Origin of the sequence: Brevibacterium sp. XM4083 (genome assembly GCF_006489205.2) — a bacterium.
In the GTDB taxonomy this organism is placed as follows: domain Bacteria; phylum Actinomycetota; class Actinomycetes; order Actinomycetales; family Brevibacteriaceae; genus Brevibacterium.
Genome location: NZ_VFYR02000001.1, coordinates 82,536 through 98,009, shown reverse-complemented (window position 1 = coordinate 98,009; position 15,474 = coordinate 82,536). Strand labels below are relative to the sequence as shown.

At 70.0% G+C, this 15,474-nt stretch carries 13 protein-coding genes; 4 read left to right on the top strand and 9 right to left on the bottom strand.

What is annotated here, in order from left to right:
• Window positions 1-8 precede the first annotated feature (8 nt).
• Window positions 9-254 carry a hypothetical protein gene (locus FJ887_RS00435; RefSeq protein ID WP_137824949.1) on the bottom strand — a complete coding sequence of 82 codons (246 nt, stop codon included), beginning with the start codon at window positions 252-254 and terminating at the stop codon, window positions 9-11.
• Window positions 255-648: 394 nt separating this feature from the next.
• Between FJ887_RS00435 and purB the strand changes: the two genes are divergently transcribed.
• Complete coding sequence (purB, locus tag FJ887_RS00430; protein ID WP_140954886.1) at window positions 649-2,082, top strand: adenylosuccinate lyase; 1,434 nt, start codon at window positions 649-651, stop codon at window positions 2,080-2,082.
• A 112-nt stretch (window positions 2,083-2,194) separates the two neighbouring features.
• Here purB and FJ887_RS00425 read toward each other — a convergent pair whose 3' ends face one another.
• The 4 genes from FJ887_RS00425 to FJ887_RS00410 all read right to left on the bottom strand — a co-directional run bounded on the left by FJ887_RS00425 (window position 2,195) and on the right by FJ887_RS00410 (window position 6,627).
• Window positions 2,195-2,932 carry a maleylpyruvate isomerase family mycothiol-dependent enzyme gene (locus FJ887_RS00425; RefSeq protein ID WP_140954887.1) on the bottom strand — a complete coding sequence of 246 codons (738 nt, stop codon included), beginning with the start codon at window positions 2,930-2,932 and terminating at the stop codon, window positions 2,195-2,197.
• Between the two features lie 5 nt (window positions 2,933-2,937).
• Window positions 2,938-3,891: a fumarylacetoacetate hydrolase family protein gene (locus FJ887_RS00420; protein ID WP_140954888.1), complete on the bottom strand. Its 954-nt coding sequence runs from the start codon at window positions 3,889-3,891 to the stop codon at window positions 2,938-2,940.
• Window positions 3,888-4,991 carry a cupin domain-containing protein gene (locus FJ887_RS00415; protein WP_140954889.1) on the bottom strand — a complete coding sequence of 368 codons (1,104 nt, stop codon included), beginning with the start codon at window positions 4,989-4,991 and terminating at the stop codon, window positions 3,888-3,890. The genes FJ887_RS00420 and FJ887_RS00415 overlap by 4 nt, the downstream gene beginning before the upstream one ends.
• Before the next feature lie 799 nt (window positions 4,992-5,790).
• Window positions 5,791-6,627: an IclR family transcriptional regulator gene (locus tag FJ887_RS00410; protein WP_137824944.1), complete on the bottom strand. Its 837-nt coding sequence runs from the start codon at window positions 6,625-6,627 to the stop codon at window positions 5,791-5,793.
• Window positions 6,628-6,709: 82 nt separating this feature from the next.
• On the opposite strand from FJ887_RS00410, the gene FJ887_RS00405 reads away from it, so the two are divergent.
• Complete coding sequence (locus FJ887_RS00405; RefSeq protein WP_140954890.1) at window positions 6,710-7,993, top strand: MFS transporter; 1,284 nt, start codon at window positions 6,710-6,712, stop codon at window positions 7,991-7,993.
• Between the two features lie 52 nt (window positions 7,994-8,045).
• Here FJ887_RS00405 and FJ887_RS00400 read toward each other — a convergent pair whose 3' ends face one another.
• From FJ887_RS00400 to FJ887_RS00390, 3 genes are all read right to left on the bottom strand, one after another.
• Complete coding sequence (locus FJ887_RS00400) at window positions 8,046-9,413, bottom strand: MFS transporter (RefSeq protein WP_140954891.1); 1,368 nt, start codon at window positions 9,411-9,413, stop codon at window positions 8,046-8,048.
• A gap of 232 nt (window positions 9,414-9,645) precedes the next feature.
• Complete coding sequence (bla, locus tag FJ887_RS00395; RefSeq protein WP_140954892.1) at window positions 9,646-10,704, bottom strand: class A beta-lactamase; 1,059 nt, start codon at window positions 10,702-10,704, stop codon at window positions 9,646-9,648.
• Window positions 10,705-10,809: 105 nt separating this feature from the next.
• Window positions 10,810-12,711: a penicillin-binding transpeptidase domain-containing protein gene (locus FJ887_RS00390; RefSeq protein ID WP_140954893.1), complete on the bottom strand. Its 1,902-nt coding sequence runs from the start codon at window positions 12,709-12,711 to the stop codon at window positions 10,810-10,812.
• Window positions 12,712-12,806: 95 nt separating this feature from the next.
• Between FJ887_RS00390 and FJ887_RS00385 the strand changes: the two genes are divergently transcribed.
• On the top strand, window positions 12,807-13,805 hold the full coding sequence (locus FJ887_RS00385; RefSeq protein ID WP_181365619.1) for a LysR family transcriptional regulator: 999 nt from the start codon (window positions 12,807-12,809) through the stop codon (window positions 13,803-13,805).
• A complete protein-coding gene (locus FJ887_RS00380; protein WP_140954895.1) occupies window positions 13,802-14,692 on the top strand; it encodes a serine hydrolase in 891 nt (296 codons plus the stop codon). Before FJ887_RS00385 ends, FJ887_RS00380 begins: the two co-directional genes overlap by 4 nt.
• A gap of 24 nt (window positions 14,693-14,716) precedes the next feature.
• Here the strand turns inward: FJ887_RS00380 and FJ887_RS00375 are convergent, their stop codons facing one another.
• Window positions 14,717-15,448: a response regulator gene (locus FJ887_RS00375; RefSeq protein ID WP_140954896.1), complete on the bottom strand. Its 732-nt coding sequence runs from the start codon at window positions 15,446-15,448 to the stop codon at window positions 14,717-14,719.
• Window positions 15,449-15,474 lie beyond the last annotated feature (26 nt).

Here is a 15,474-nt window from a genome sequence, read left to right as displayed (position 1 = left end):
CCTCCTTCTCACAGCTGGATCCGTCCGCCGACGGAGACGACCTGCAGGTGGAGGTCGTAGGCTTCGGCGAGGTCGTCGGCCCGGTCGGCGAGGCCCGCGATCGCCTCGGCGCACGAACCGAGCCGGTCGACGAGCATCCTGCCGGCGGGCGAGTCCCATCCGTCGATCTGCCGGGCGGCGGTCGCGAGCGAGCGCAGCTCATTGGCCCGCTGCCGCCACCCGTCGCGGCTGGCCGCGAGTTCGTCGGTGATCATCGCTCCATCCCCTTCCCCTGCACGAGCTGTGTCGCTGTCAGCTGCACGAGCTGTGCCCCTGACAGCTGCACGAGCCCGGTGCTCGTCGGCTGCACGAGCCCAGTGCTCGTCGGCTGCACGAGCCCTGCACGACCCGTGCCCCCGTCTGCTGCACGGGCCGGTTCCCCTCCCCTGTACGAGGAGACCGGCACGGGCCCGGTGCCCGATCCTGTCCCGGCACCCTAAGAGACGGGCGCGCTTCCGCTGAAGACCCGGCGTCGCCCCTGTGGACAGCGACTGAGCGTCCACAGGCCCCACGCACGCGAGTCCCTGCGCCGTCCACAGGCACCGACCCGTGAGTGAGCGGTACCGTGCCCGTGAGTGGACGGTGCCGGGCCCGTGAGAAAATGAGGTCATGCCGACCGTTTCACTCGCTGAAGTCTCGCCCGCCATCGCCCTCGGACCGCTCGACGGCCGTTACCGCAAAGACACCGCTGACCTCGTCGATCACCTCTCCGAGGCCGCCCTCAACCGCAACCGCATCCGGGTCGAGGTCGAATGGTTCATCCACCTCGCGCAGAACTCCGTGATTCCCGGTGTGCGCACCCTCACCGAGGCGGAGGTCACGGCCCTGCGGAAGTGGGCCGACGGGTTCGACGCGGACACGATCGCCACGCTTGCCGCCCATGAGGCGGTCACCGTGCACGACGTCAAGGCCGTCGAATACACAATCAAGGACGCGCTAGTGGCGATCGGCGCCGAGGATCTCAGCGAACTCGTCCACTTCTGCTGCACCTCGGAGGACATCAACAACCTCTCGTGGGCGCTCGGCATCAAGGGCGCCACCGAGGAGGTCTGGCTCCCCCGCGCCCGCGCCCTCATCGACACCCTCGCCGAGACCGCCGAGAGCCTCGCCGAGGTCCCGATGCTCGCCCACACGCACGGCCAGCCCGCCACCCCGACGACAATGGGCAAGGAGCTCGCCGTCTTCGTCCACCGGCTGCGCCGCCAGTACGAGCGGATCGCCGCGACGGACTTCCTCGGCAAGATCAACGGCGCCACCGGCACGTACTCCGCCCACCTGGCCGCGGTCCCCGGTGCGGACTGGCCGCAGATCGCGCGCACCTTCGTCGAGGGCAGCCTCGACCTCACGTTCAACCCGCTGACCACGCAGATCGAGTCGCACGACTGGGACGCCGAGCTCTTCGCCGACATCTCCCGGTTCAACCGGATCGCGCACAACCTCGCGACCGACATGTGGACGTACATCTCGATGAACTACTTCAAGCAGATCCCCGTCGCCGGTGCCACCGGCTCGTCGACGATGCCGCACAAGGTCAACCCGATCCGCTTCGAGAACGCCGAGGCGAATCTCGAGCTCTCCTCGGCACTGCTCGATTCGCTCGCCGCGACCCTCGTCACCTCGCGGATGCAGCGTGACCTCACGGATTCGACCTCGCAGCGCAACATCGGCGTCGCGTACGGCCATTCGGTGCTCGCGCTGGGCAACCTCGTCAAGGGCCTCGGCCAGCTCGCGATCAACGAGGACGCGCTGGCCGCAGACCTCGATGCGAACTGGGAGGTGCTCGGCGAGGCGATCCAGTCGGTGATGCGCGCCGCCGGCCTCCAGGGCGTGCCCGGCATGGAGAACCCGTACGAAAAGCTCAAGGAGCTCACCCGCGGCAAGCGCATCCACCAGGCCGATCTTCAGGAGTTCGTCTCCGGTCTCGGTCTGCCCGCGGAGGAGACGGCCCGTCTCACCGCGCTCACCCCGGCGACCTATGTCGGGCAGGCCGCTCAGCTCGCCCGCGATGAGGTCGCGGCCTGGCAGGCGACCGACCGCAGCTGAACCCGCACGTCCCGCACCGGGGAGTCTCCTCCGGGGCCGACGAGAGGCTCACCTGCGGTGATCGCTGCAGGTGAGCCTCTCGCCGGCGGTTCCGTCCCCTCACCGGGGACGGCTAGATCCACCTCGGCGCCGGTGGGATCTCTCCCGTCGATGACGCCACTCCGGTGTCACCGCGACCCGATGCCCAGCGGACGAGATCCGGCAGCTCCCCGCTGACGATGGTCGGGGAGTCGGACTCGACATCGCCGAGGCGGTCTGGCCATCCGTCGACCGCGACGACGAGTCCCGTGTCGGTGCCCCGGGCTCGCCAGGCTCCCGTGATGTCGCGGAGGAGCCGGGAGAGGACGGGGCCGGGGACGTCGGAGAAGCGCGCCCCGTTGTCGAGGTCGATCGCGTGGAGCCAGACCTCGCGGGTCCGCATCCACACGGTCTCCCGGGCCGGAACCTCCCGTCCCTGCGCGGTGCGCACTCTCGCCTCCCACGCCGCATCCGGGCTGTCGCGCCATTCGACGTCGAGGCTGATCGCGGCATGCTCGATGAGATGGCGCAGGGCGCGCACGGGCAGGGTCGCACCGAAGTCGATCTCGGCGTCGCGAGCCTCGGACGAGTCGTACATCGGCGTCTCGACACCGGTGTTGGCCCACTGGACGAGGCGCGTCAGGGCGCGGGCGTTGTAGCCGACGTGGGCGATGAGGTGGCGCCGCGACCAACCGGGCAGGAGGCTCGGCTCATCGAAGTCGGCGTCGGAGAGTTCGGTGACCTTCCGGGCGAAGAACGCCGTGCCGCGGCGGACGGTGAGCAGTTCGTCCCGGAGTTCGGGATCAGTCGTGAGATCGTGTCGGGCGACCATGGGCCTCAGCCTGCGTTGACGGCGCTGCCTGCGTCGACGGCACTGCCCGCGTCGACGGCATTGCCCGCCGCCGCGAGGCGGCCGGCAGCGGGTTCGCCGGGATCGGACGCGTCGACGATCCGGTTGGCGATCTGTCCGATCCCGTCGATCGACACGGTCACCTCGTCGCCGACTGAGAGGTAGACCTGCGGGTCACGGGCCCGCCCGACCCCGCCGGGGGTCCCGGTGAGGATGATGTCGCCGGGTTCGAGCGTGATCATCGTCGAGATGTAGGAGACGAGGTGAGCGGGGGAGAACACGAGGTCGCCGATCGCATGCTCCTGCATGACCTCGCCGTTGACGGTGGTCGTGAGCACCGCCTCGGCGGGGTCGAAGTCATCAGCGGTGGTCAGGACCGGACCGAGCGGGGTCGAGTCCTCCCACATCTTGCCCTGCAGCCATTCCTTCGTCCGGAACTGCCAGCCGCGCATCGAAATGTCGTTGGCGATCGTGTAGCCGGCGATCGCCGCAGCCGCCTCGGTCTCATCGACGCGGCGGACCGACCTGCCGATGACGACGACGAGCTCGCCCTCCCAGTCGAGCTCGGGGTCCTCCGGAGCGAACGGGACGTCGGCGTAGGGTCCGGTCAGCGTCTCGGCGAACTTCGCGAACAGCGTCGGGTAGGCGGGCAGGTCGCGTCCCATCTCGAGGATGTGGCTGCGGTAGTTGAGCCCCACGCAGATGATCTTGCCCGGGCGCGTGATGAGCTGGAGCACCTCGGCGTCGGCAGCGGGCACGGTCGCCGCGGGGTTCGCGACCGCCTCGGCGACGGTGGCCTCCCAGTTCTCGGTGGCGAGCAGCTCGCCGACGTCGGTGAAGCCGTCGATGACGAGGTAGTCATCGCCGCTGAGCACGGCGGCGGCCGAGGCGGGGCCGGTTCCGGCGGCGGGGGTTCCGGTGGCGATGGTGGCAAGTCTCACTGGTGTTCTCCTTCGACGTGGGTGCGAGCGAAATTCAGGGTCTCGATGATGGGGCGGTCGTTGAACGCGAAGAGGTCGAGGCCGGTGTCGGCCTCCACGCTCACCGCCGACCACGAGGGGAGGACGACGAGGTCGCCCTTCTCCACCGCGAACGTCCGGTCGTCGACGAGGATGCGTCCCCGTCCGTCGAAGACCTGGACGACTTCGGAGCCGACGCGCCTGGTCACCGGGGTCTTCGTGCCTGCGCGCAGGCGATGGAACTCGGCGCGGATCGTCGGCATGACGTCCCCGCCGGTCGTCGGATTGACGTAGCGGATCGCCGCATGGCCCTGGCCGACGGTCGCGGGGAAGCCCTCGTCCTCGAGTCGCAGCTGTTCGGTGAGCGCGCGGTCGGTGTGCTCCCAGCGGTAGGCGCCGATCGGCGAGCTCACAGTGTTCGCCAGTCCCGAGAGCGGCCGCAGACCCGGATGGCCCCACAGTCGCTCGGACCGGGAGATGTCCGGGGTCGATTCGTCGGTGACCCGGTCGATGCCGAACTCGAAGAACGACGTGTCGGCGTAGTGGACGAAGGGAATGTCGAGGCCGTCGATCCACGCCATCGGCTGATCGGTCTCGTTGTGGTGTCCGTGGAAGTTCCAGCCCGGGGTGAGCAGGAAGTCCCCGCGTGACATCCGCACGGGATCGCCGTTGACGACCGTCCACACGCCCTCCCCTTCGACGACGAAGCGGAACGCGTTCTGCGAGTGCCGGTGCTCAGGGGCGACCTCATGCCCGCCGAGGTATTGGATCGCCGCCCACAGCGTCGGCGTCGCGAACGGGGCCCCGCCGAGGCCGGGGTTGGCCAGCGCGATCGCGCGGCGCTCCCCTCCGCGGCCGACGGGCACGAGGTCGCCGGCGCGTTCGGCCAGCGGCAGCAGCGTCTTCCACTGCCAGAGGTGCGGCACCGCCGCCGAGGCGGGGGTCGGCGGCATGAGCTCGTCGAGCTGCGTCCACAGCGGGATCATGTTCTCCGCGGCCATCGTCTGGTACATCGCGTCGAGTTCCGCGGCTTCCTCCGCGGTGGGATCTGGGTTCGTCATCGTCGGTGCAGGGCGCGTCATCGGGACCTCCTCGGCCGCAGTGCTGATTCTGCGCCGAGGCTATCGAGGATCAGGGCGCGGGCGGGAGCACATTCCGCTGGACGGAATCTGCCGGGAGCGCCGAGGCGGTGCGACGACACGCGGCCGTGTCGGCGTCTCCGGGGCGGTGGCGACGTGACGGCGGCGGCGTGTCGGTGGTGGCGTGACGTCACGCAGCCGTGTCGGCGTCTCCGTGACTGCGTCTCCGAGGCGGCGGCGGCGTGACGGTGGCGGCGTAACGGCGGCGGGACCTCAGGTCGGTATGGTCCGATTTTCGGCGGGCGGGTTCAGGTTTCCCGTGCACCATCGGGATGCCACCGGGTCGCGCTCGCAAGGAGCATGCCTCCCCGCACCTCTGCCGGAGTTCCGGACGCAGAGTGTCGATTTCGGACTCGATGATCGACACTCTGCGTCCGGAGAACGGCAGCGCGGGGCACCGGAAACGTCGGTTCGGCGAGTAGGTGTCGGTTCACCGCGTAGGTGTCGGTTCACCGCGTAGGTGTCGCTCCACCGCGTCAGTGCACGGGGCGGCTGGACGCACGGCGCCGTGCTGGGCCGGTCACAGCCGCGCTGGGCTGGGCGGCCGGGCGTGCGGGGTCGCGCTGGGCTGGTCGCAGTCGTGCTGGGCTGGTCGCAGCCGTGCTGAGGTCGTTCTGGGCAGATTCTGCGCGGGCACACCTGACCATTTCGTCCTGGAGTTGAAGAGCCATTCCTGAACCTCATGCGGCGACGAAGAGACGGCAGGGCGATCAGTGTACGAGCGCGAGACCGCTCGCGCGGGTCAATCGGTATCGGCCGCGCCGTCGGGCTCGGCTGCGCTCCCGGGCTCCGGGTTGTCGATCTCCGCCGCGATGCGCGCCAGATCGGCACAGGCGCGGCGCACGAGGTCGATCGAGGACTCCGAGATCAGCTGCTTCGTCCGCACCGCCGGTGCGCTGAGCGCCACCGCGTTCTGCGGCGGCAGGCCCGCGGCGCGGGGCACAGCGATCCCGAGGGCGCTGATGTCGGCCTCGGTCTGGCGGAGGTTGAGGGCATAGCCGACGCGGCGCACATCCGTCATCTCCGCAAGCAGTCTGACGAGGTCGTGGGCGGCGAGGCGTTCGGCCGGGGTCCGTCCCCCGGCGTAGAGCGACCGGATCGACGCATCGTCGAGGGCGGCGAGCAGGGCCTTGCCGCCCGAGGTCAGCCGCGCCGGCAGCACGGTCCCCGTCCGCTCCCCCACGCGCAGACGCTGCCGGGATTCGACGGTCGTGAGGAACTCGACACTCACCCCGCGGCGGCGCAGCAGCGAGACGGTCTCCCCGGTGTCAGCGCTCAGCTGCGCGAGGACGTCGAGGACGGGACCGGGCACGGACTGGGTGCCCTGCGAATCGGCGACGCCGAGCGCCGGTCCCGCCCGGTACTGGCGGGCGGTGCCCCGGGTGACGAACCCGCGGTAGAGCAGGGTCGAGAGCAGCCGGTGCGCGCTCGACGGCGCGACCCCGAGGTAATCGGCGACATCGGCGACCCGCACCCCCTCCTGCGGATGACGGCGCAGCAGATCGATGAGCAGCAGGGCGTTGTCGACGGATTCGATGGCATGGTCAGGGCGTTTGACGATGCTGAAGTGCTGCGGCATAGCCCAACCGTAACCGACTCACAGATTCCGCAGAGCAGAATTGTCTCGTGATCGGATTCACACGCTCCTTACGGTGTCACCCATGACCGAGACCACGCTCAAGGCCCCGGTGCGCAGCGAAGCGCACCGCTGGGCGGCTGTCATCATCTGCTGGCTTCTCATCGTCATGGACGGATACGACCTCATCGTCTACGGCGCCGTGCAGAACTCACTCATCGAAACCACTGATTGGGGGCTGACGCCGGGATCGGCGGGCACCCTCGGATCGCTCGCGTTCCTCGGCATGATGATCGGCGCGGTCGTCGCCGGCCGCCTGGCCGACACACTCGGCCGAAGGCGGACGATCCTCGTGTGCGTCATCGTCTTCGCCGTCGCCACCGTCCTCTGCGCCCTCGCCCCGAGCCCCGGGGTCTTCGGGGCGCTGCGCCTCATCGCCGGGCTCGGCCTCGGCGGACTCGTGCCCTCGGCCAATGCGCTCACCGCTGAGCTCATTCCCCCGCGCTGGCGCGGGTCCATGGCGACCCTGATGATGTCGGGGGTGCCGATCGGCGGGGCCATCGCCGCACTGACCGGGCTGGCCCTCATCCCCGCGTTCGGGTGGCGGTCGATGTTCTGGATCACCGCAGTGTCCTTCATCCTCCTCGCCGTCGCATGGAAGGTGCTGCCGGAGACCTCGACCGTGCGCACACCGGTGACGGACCTGGGACCTGCCGGCCGCGAGAAGGCCGGGTTCAGCACCCTGCTCGGCCCCCACTGGCTGACCTTCTCCATCCTCTTCGCCCTCACCACCCTCTTCACGCTCTTCGCGTGGTACGGCCTCGGCACGCAGCTGCCGAAGATCATGCGCGACTCCGGAGCCGACCTCGGACCCGCGCTCGCATTCACCCTCGCGCTCAACCTCGGCGCCGTCCTCGGATCCGTGATCACGGCGTGGGCCGGGGACAGGTTCGGCATCCTGCCGACCGCGACCGTCGCCGCGGGTGTCGCCGGGGTCGCCCTCGTCTCCCTGATGAGCGGAACGACGGCGACGGCCGCGATCTACATCGCGCTCGTCCTCGCAGGCATCGGCACGCACGGCACGCAGTCGCTCATCATCGGGGCGATCGCCTCGCACTACCCGGAGAATCTGCGCGGCACTGCGCTGGGCTGGGCGCTCGGCGTCGGTCGGATCGGCGCGGTGCTCGCCCCGCAGGTCTCGGGCATCCTCCTCGGGATGCAGGGGGTCGCCCCGTCGATGAACTTCCTTCTCTTCGGCGGGTCGGCTCTGGCCTCGGCGCTCGTCCTCGGCCTGCTCACCGTGCTCAGCCGCCGGCAGCGGAACCGGGTCCCCGAGGAGGCTGCGCCGGCCACGGCCATCGTGCCGTGACTCTTCGCACCTCACCTCGCCGGCGAGGCCCCTGGCGCCGCCTCGACCCGTCCTACGCCGGGACGAGGTGGCGGTCGGCGTCGACCTCGGCGAGCGTCTTCTTCCCCATGCTCCGGGCCAGCAGCAGCGCCGGGACACCGGCGACGATGACGACGACCGTCGCGTAGATCGCCGGGGCCAGGGTGATGCCGGTCGAGCTCATCAGCGCGGTCGCGATGAGCGGGGAGAGCCCGCCGAAGAGGACGGTCGCGACGTTGTAGCCGATCGCCATGCCGGAGAAGCGGCTCGTGCCGGTGAACTGCTCGGGGATCATCGCCGCAGCCACCGCGCTCCAGCCAGCGGCGGGAATCGCGAGGAAGGCCGCGCCGCCGATCGCAATGGCCGCCGAGTCGTTGCTCAGCAGCACATAGGCGGGAATCGTCGTGAAGACGAAGACGACCATGAGCCCGGCCAGCGCGATCTTGCGTCCGAACCGGTCGGAGGCGACGCCGAAGAACGGGGTGACGACGATCGCGACGACCGCGGCGACGGTGCCGAGCGCCAGTGATCCGGAGTTCGGCACCTGCGCGACCTCCTCGATGTACGTGGGGACGTAGGTGATGTTGAGGAAGTAACTCACCGAGCCGATCGAGGAGATGAGGAAGGCGACGAGGATCGCCCGCGGCTGTTCGAGAAGCGCAGTGATGAGCGGTGACCGCTGGAGGGCGGTGTCCTTCTTCTCCGCCTGCTGCAGGCGCTTGAAGGTGTCCGTCTCCACCATCATCCGGCGCAACGGCACCATGAGACCGGCGAGCACCGCGCCGAGGACGAAGAGCACGCGCCAGCCCCACGTCTCCATCGCCTCGGTCGACAGGGTGTTGGCGAGCAGCGCCCCGGAGCCGACGGCCAGCAGCGCCCCGACCTCGCTGTTCGCCGCGGCCCAGGATGCGGCGACGCCGCGTTTGCCGGGCTTGGCCGATTCCATGAGGAAGACCATGATGCCGGTGTATTCGGCGCCGACGGAGAAGCCGGAGAGGCAGCGGAAGAAGACGAGGCCGACACCCGCCCAGATGCCGATCGTGTTGTAGTCGGGCATGACGGCGATGCCGAGCATCGAGACGGCCATGAGGACGGCGGAGACGACGAGTGCCTGCTTGCGCCCGACGCGGTCGCCGAGATGGCCGAAGACCATCGCGCCGAGGGGCCGGAAGAGGAAGCCGGCGGCGCCGACGCCGAGAGTGAGCAGGAGCGAATCGGCCTGCCCGCCGAAGAACTCCTTCGTCAGCGTCGTCGCGACGTAGAAGAAGATCGAGAAGTCGTACCATTCGACGACGGTGCCGAAGGCGGCGACGAGCATCGACCGTCGCCGTCCGCGCTCCTTCTCGGGAGTGCCGGACCCCGGTTCGGTGCCGGGACGTGACGCAGATTCGAACTCGGACATCGCTGATTCCGTTCGCTCATGGGAAAGGTGCACTCAGGGTGGTTGCTCGCCGGCAAGTTTCCCTTACAGGTGATCCGCGCTTGAGACTATCAGCTGACCTGGACACAGGGGAGGCTTCCGCGCAGATTTTCCCCGTCGTCGGTGGTCAGCGACCCATCGCCGAGGCGGTCATCCCCTGCCGAAGGCACCGCCGATCGTGCGCGCGTCCGGCCCGGCGAGCGTTCCCGCCGGCTCACCGGATCGCATCGACGGCGGAGGCCGCGGCGCGTGCGATGAGACGGTCGTCCGCCTCGGCGTCCTTCTCCTTCTTCGACGACAGGACGGAGATGACGATCGGTCCGCCGTCGTCCGGCCAGATGATGCCGAGGTCATTCCGGGAGCCGTAGGACCCGGTGCCGGATTTGTCCCCGACGGTCCATTCCTCGGGCAGGTCGGCGCGGATGAGGGTGTCCCCGGTCTGGGTCGCCTTCATCCAGTCGGTCAGGGTCGTCGCCTCGTCGTCGCTGAGCACTCCTCCGAAGACGTACTTACGGAGATTGCTCGCCGAGGCGCGCGGGGTCGTCGTGTCGCGCGGATCCCCGGGCGTCGCCTCGTTGAGCCCGGGTTCGATGCGGGAGACCGTGGTTCCGGTGTCGCCGAGGTCGTCGAGGCGGGAGTCCAAGGAGGCCGGTCCCCCGAGTTCGGCGACGATGAGGTTCGCCGCGCCGTTGTCGCTTTGCGTCATCGCGGCCTCGCAGAGCTCGGCGAGTGTCATCGTGCCCCCGACGTTCGTCTCGGTCACCGGCGAGTGGCTGACGAGGTCGTCCTCGTCGACCGCGATGTCCTTGCTCAGGCCGTCCGTCCCCACCTCGTCGAGCAGCGCCGCGGAGGCCATCGCCTTGATCGTCGACGCGTACGCGAACCTCTCATCTGCGCGCCAGGCGATCTCCCGGCCAGTGTCGAGATCGACGGCGTAGACGCCGACCCGGGCATCGAAGTCGTCTTCGAGCTGAGTGAAGGCGGAGTCCGCAGCGTCGGCTGGGGCGGTCGCAGTCGATTCGCCCGCTGGGGTCGGTGACGCTGTCACCGTCGTGGAGCCGGGTGACGTCTCGTCGGACGCCGAGGTGGTCCCGGACCCGGTGCACCCGGTGAGCAGAGCGAGCCCTGCCGCGCAAGCGACCGCAGCCACCACGCGGCGCCGGACCGGAGTGCGCAGGCTCCGGGTGCGTTGGCCGAGTTCGCGCGGGCTCCACGATCGCGGATCCCGGCTGCTGTTCGCTGCGGTCGGCAGCGGCGAGTGTGCGTGAGACATCTCTCCTCTTCCTCTCTGATGCGCTGTGAGCGCGGCGGGTGTTATGGACGCGGTTCGGGTGCTCTGGCGACGGTCCAAGATGATGGGCGGGCGCGGGTGACGTCCTCATGAGTTGAGCTCCGTGAAGAAGCGGTCGGCGACGGGCACAGCCGCCTCGGCGCCGAATCCGCCGTCCTCGACGAGCACGGCGACCGCCACGTCGTCCTGGAATCCGGCGAACCACGAATGGGTGCGCGGGGGCACGTCGGTGCCGTACTCCGCGGTGCCGGTCTTGCCGTACACGGGCCCGCCGGGGACGTCGGCGAGCGCCGAGGCGGTGCCGCCGGTCACGGTCTGACGCATCATCGCCTTCACCTCGGCGAGCGCCTTCTGATCGGGGGCGGGGACATCGCCGTCCCTGCGGTCGGGCAGGACGAGGAGGGGTTGGACGGTGCTGCCGGCGGCCACGCTCGCGGCCATCGTCGCCACCGCCAGCGGGGTGGCGAGCACCTTGCCCTGCCCGATCATCGCCGCCGCATGCTCGACGGTGTCGTCGACCTCGGGGACCGAGGCCATGTACGAGTCCGTGCCGATGTCGACCTCGCCCATGCCCAGCGCCAGCGCCGTCTCGCTCAGCGCCGCCGGGGTGACGTCGGGTGCGGAGTCGACGAAGGCGGTGTTGCACGACTGGGCGAAGCTCTCGGTGAAGTCGACATCACCGAGGACGTGGTCTTCGGCGTTCTTGAAGCGCTTGCCATCGACCGTCGTCGTCTTCGGGCAGCTGAGCGTCGCGTCCGGAGCGATGCCGGTGCCGACCATCGCCGAGGCGGAGACGACCTTGAAGACCGACCCCGGCGGGTACTGCCCGGTCAGCGCCCGGTCCCAGGCCGCGCCCTTCGGATCGGCATTGGCGACCGCGAGCACGGACCCGTCGCTCGGGCGCATCGCGACGATCGCGGTGGGCTTCGTCCCCGTCTTCGCGGCCTCGTCAGCGGCCGTCTGCACGGCGACGTCGATCGTCGTCTCGACGTCCGCACCGTCGGTGCCGGCGACCTCATGCAACGGCGCCGAAGCGGTGGTCCCCGCTCCTGCGTCGGACGCCTGGCCCGGGGCCGGGCGCGCGAGGACCGTGAGTCCGGGGGCCGGCCGCAGCGTCCGGTCGTAGAGGAGCTGGATGCCGCTCGTGCCGACGTAGGACTCGGGGGTCAGCGCCTCGGGTTCGGCGGCGACCTCATCAGGGCCGGCCAGGGTGGTGCTGCCGAGGGTCGCCGCGGCGAAGTCCTTCGTCCGCGACAGCGGCTGCATGCGGGTCCGGAACACCGTGCCCGGCAGGTCGACGATCGCACCCTTGACGAGTTCGTAGTCGTCCCGACGCAGGGTGATGACGGGGACGAAGGCGTCCGGGTCGGCGGCCTTGACGCGGTCGGCGAGTTCGTCCGGATCGACGTCGAGGGACCTCTTGAGCTGGTCGAGCGTCGCTGCCTCATCGTCGAGTCGGCTCGGCTGGAGTCCGACATCGACGACCTCCCCATCGGAGACGAGGACCTCGTCGCCCTGCCCAAGGATGCGACCCCGGGTCCCCGGCGTCTTCGTCACTGCGAGGACCTGGCCCGCCTGCAGGTCGGGGTGGACGACGCTCTCGGCGAAGTCGGCGGCCCAGGTCGCACCGCTGCGGCGCAGCGGCACCTCGGTGGTGTACGACCAAGGACCGTCGGAACTCCCGGTCGGGACGGCCCACTCCCAGCGCAGCGTCGCCGTCGACGAACTCACCCCGCCGTCGACGGAGTCCACGGTGACGCGGCGCGTGGGCACCGCCTCGGCGAGGTCAGCGACGACCGCATCGAACCTCTGCTGCGAATCCGCGGTCGACCAGACCGGGGACTCCAGGCTGCCGGAGGTGAGATCGGCGGCGATCTCCTCGGCCGCGCTCGAGGGGAAGACGGGCAGGGTGCGCAGCGCGAGCAGGCCGATGCCGATGAGGACGAGCACGACGGCGGCGCCGATGATCCTGCGAGAACGTGGCTTCATGGTGCTATCGTCGGCAGGAGCATCGTCGCATGTCCAATATCACATGGAGTTCAAACTATGCGCTTTCTGATATACAGCCTGTTCGAAACGGGTCGATGAACCTCCTCAAGAGCCTCGAAATGTTCCGCGCCGTCGCCGAACATGAGAGCTTCACGCGGGCCGCCGACGCGCTCTCGCTCGCACAGCCGCCGATCTCCCGGGGTGTCGCCGACCTCGAGAAGCACCTCGGCGTCCGCCTCTTCGATCGCAGCTCACGGCGGATCCGGCTCACCGCCGCCGGTCGCGCGGTGCTGCCCGATGTCCTCGAGATCCTCCGCCGCATCGACGGGCTCGCCGAGACCGCCGGCCGTCGCGACCGGGGGCTCGTCATCGGGGTGAGCGGGCAGCTCGACCCCTCGGTCCTCATCGCCGCCACCCGCGAGCTGCGCCTCGCCGGGGCACCCCCGCGCTTCGCGCCCGCGCAGGCGGCGGAGCTCGATGACCTCATCGGCGCCGGGGAGATCGACGCGGGCCTCGACGTGCGCGGCCTCGGGGCACCGGCGGCGACATCACGGCGGCGTCAGGTCAGCGACCTCGTCGTCGATCTCGTCGTCGCCTCGCCGAGGTTCGCCCCGCACTCCGAACCCTCAAGCATCAGCGCCGCGGACCTGCGGGGCATGCCGCCGGGCATGGGCTTCGGTCGGCACGCGGAGCGGGAGTCGGTGACGCTCCTGCCCGAGGACGCCGGGCTCCTCCACGACTCCGGTCTGCTCACCCCACTCGTCGCCCGCGGCGTTCACCTCGGGCAGCTGCGGGTCGCCGACTCCGAGTTCGACGCGGTCACCCACGTCTTCGCCCATGAGTCGGTGCTCCTGTGCACGCCGCAGACGGCGCGCACGCACAGCCTTCCCCACCGGAGTCTGCGCGATGTCGAACTCGCCCGCCGCGTCGAGGTCGTCGGGTCGGAGAGCTGCGATCTCGCCGGGCTCATGGAGACCACCCCAGCGCTGAGAGCGGCGATCGCGGAGATCCTCGGGGCCCGCGCCCACCGCGGACACGCGGTGGTTGAGGGCGGGGACGGCCGCTACGCCGACGAGAGGCTGTTCCGACCATGAGCGAGACGGCCGTCATCGACGAGATCAACGGAGTGTGGACCAGCCTCGGCGCGCAGGGCTTCCTCTACGCGGAGCACCTCGGCACTCACCGGTCGCTGGGCATCCGGGAATCGGCCAGGATTCCGCTCGCCTCGGTCGGCAAGGTCGCCGTCATCGCCGGACTCCTCGACGCGGCCGCCGACGGCACCGTCGACCTCGCGCAGCGCCTCCTCGTCGACCCGGCGCACTCGACCCCCGGCGGGACGGGGATCGCGGGACTCCTCGACCCTGTCGAGATGAGCGTGCGCGACCTCGCCGCGATGGCGCTGTCGGTCAGCGACAACGCCGCCGCGGACACCCTCTTCGACCTCGTCGGACCCGACCGGATCATGGCCGTGCTCCACCGCGGCGGGATCCGGTCGTTCGAGGTGACCTCACCGATGTCCCACCTCTACGACGTCCTCGCCGAGGTGGCCGCCGGCGATGAGGCGCAGGCCCTGGCCGTCGCGGCCGCCGACGCCCGCTCAGGGCGGGTCCCGCTGCTGCCGGATTCGGCGTTCAACACCGGCACCGTGCGCGCCACCGCGAAGCTCTTCGAGCTCATCCACACCGGGCAGCTGCTCGGACCCGAGGGATCGGAGACGCTGCGGCGTCTGCTGCGGAAGCAGATCTTCCGCCACCGCATCGCGGCGGGATTTCCGATGGATGCCGTCCAGTACTACGGGAAGACGGGCACGTTCCTCAACTTCCGGCACGAGGCCGGGGTCGTCGTCGACAGCGACGGATCCGCCTACAGCATCGCCGTGTTCACCCGGTCGTCGATCGCGACATTCTCCCAACCGGAGCTCGATGCGTCGATCGGCTACTGCGCGCGGCTGGCGATCGAGCACCTGCGCACCCTGGGGTGAACCCGCCGACCCGCAGAGGCCGGTTCACTCCTGTTCGACGACGGTGTATTCGAGGACGGGGCGACCGGCGGAGCCGTAGCGGGGACGGCGCTCGAGCATGCCCGCGTCGGCCATCGCCTCGAGGTAGCGGCGCGCGGTGACCCGGGAGACGCCGAGGCTCGTGGCCACCTCGGCGGCGGACTGTCCCGGCTTGTCCGTGAGCACTCCCCTGACCTCCTCCTGCACCCCGTCGGGAACGCCCTTCGGGGTCGCGGTCACGGTGTGCGTGCGCAGGGCCGCGATCGCGGTGTCGACCTCGTTCTGCGTCACCTCGCCGTCGGGGCAGTCGGCGCCGAGGCGATTGCGGAATGAGGAGTACGCGTCGAGCTTCGACTTGAAGACCGGGAAGGTGAAGGGCTTGATGATGTACTGCGCGACCCCGTAGGACAGCGCCTCCTGGACGATCTGCATGTCGCGGGCGGCAGTGACCGCGATGATGTCGACGTCGACCCGCTGTCCGCGGATCGCCCGGCAGACCTGGAGGCCGTGACCGTCGGGGAGGTTCATGTCGAGGAGGACGAGAGCGATGCCCTCGGGGTCGAGGCCGAGGATCTTGCCGGTCAGCGCCGCCATCGCCTGCGTCGCGTTCTTCGCGACCCCGGCGACGTGGTAGCCGTCGATGCGTTCGATGTACTTCGCGTGGGCGCGGGCCGCCACGGCCTCGTCCTCGACGACGAGCACACCGATGCTCGAATCAGGCTGAGAACTCTCTGACATGCCGCCAGTCTAGACCGCCGTCCGGC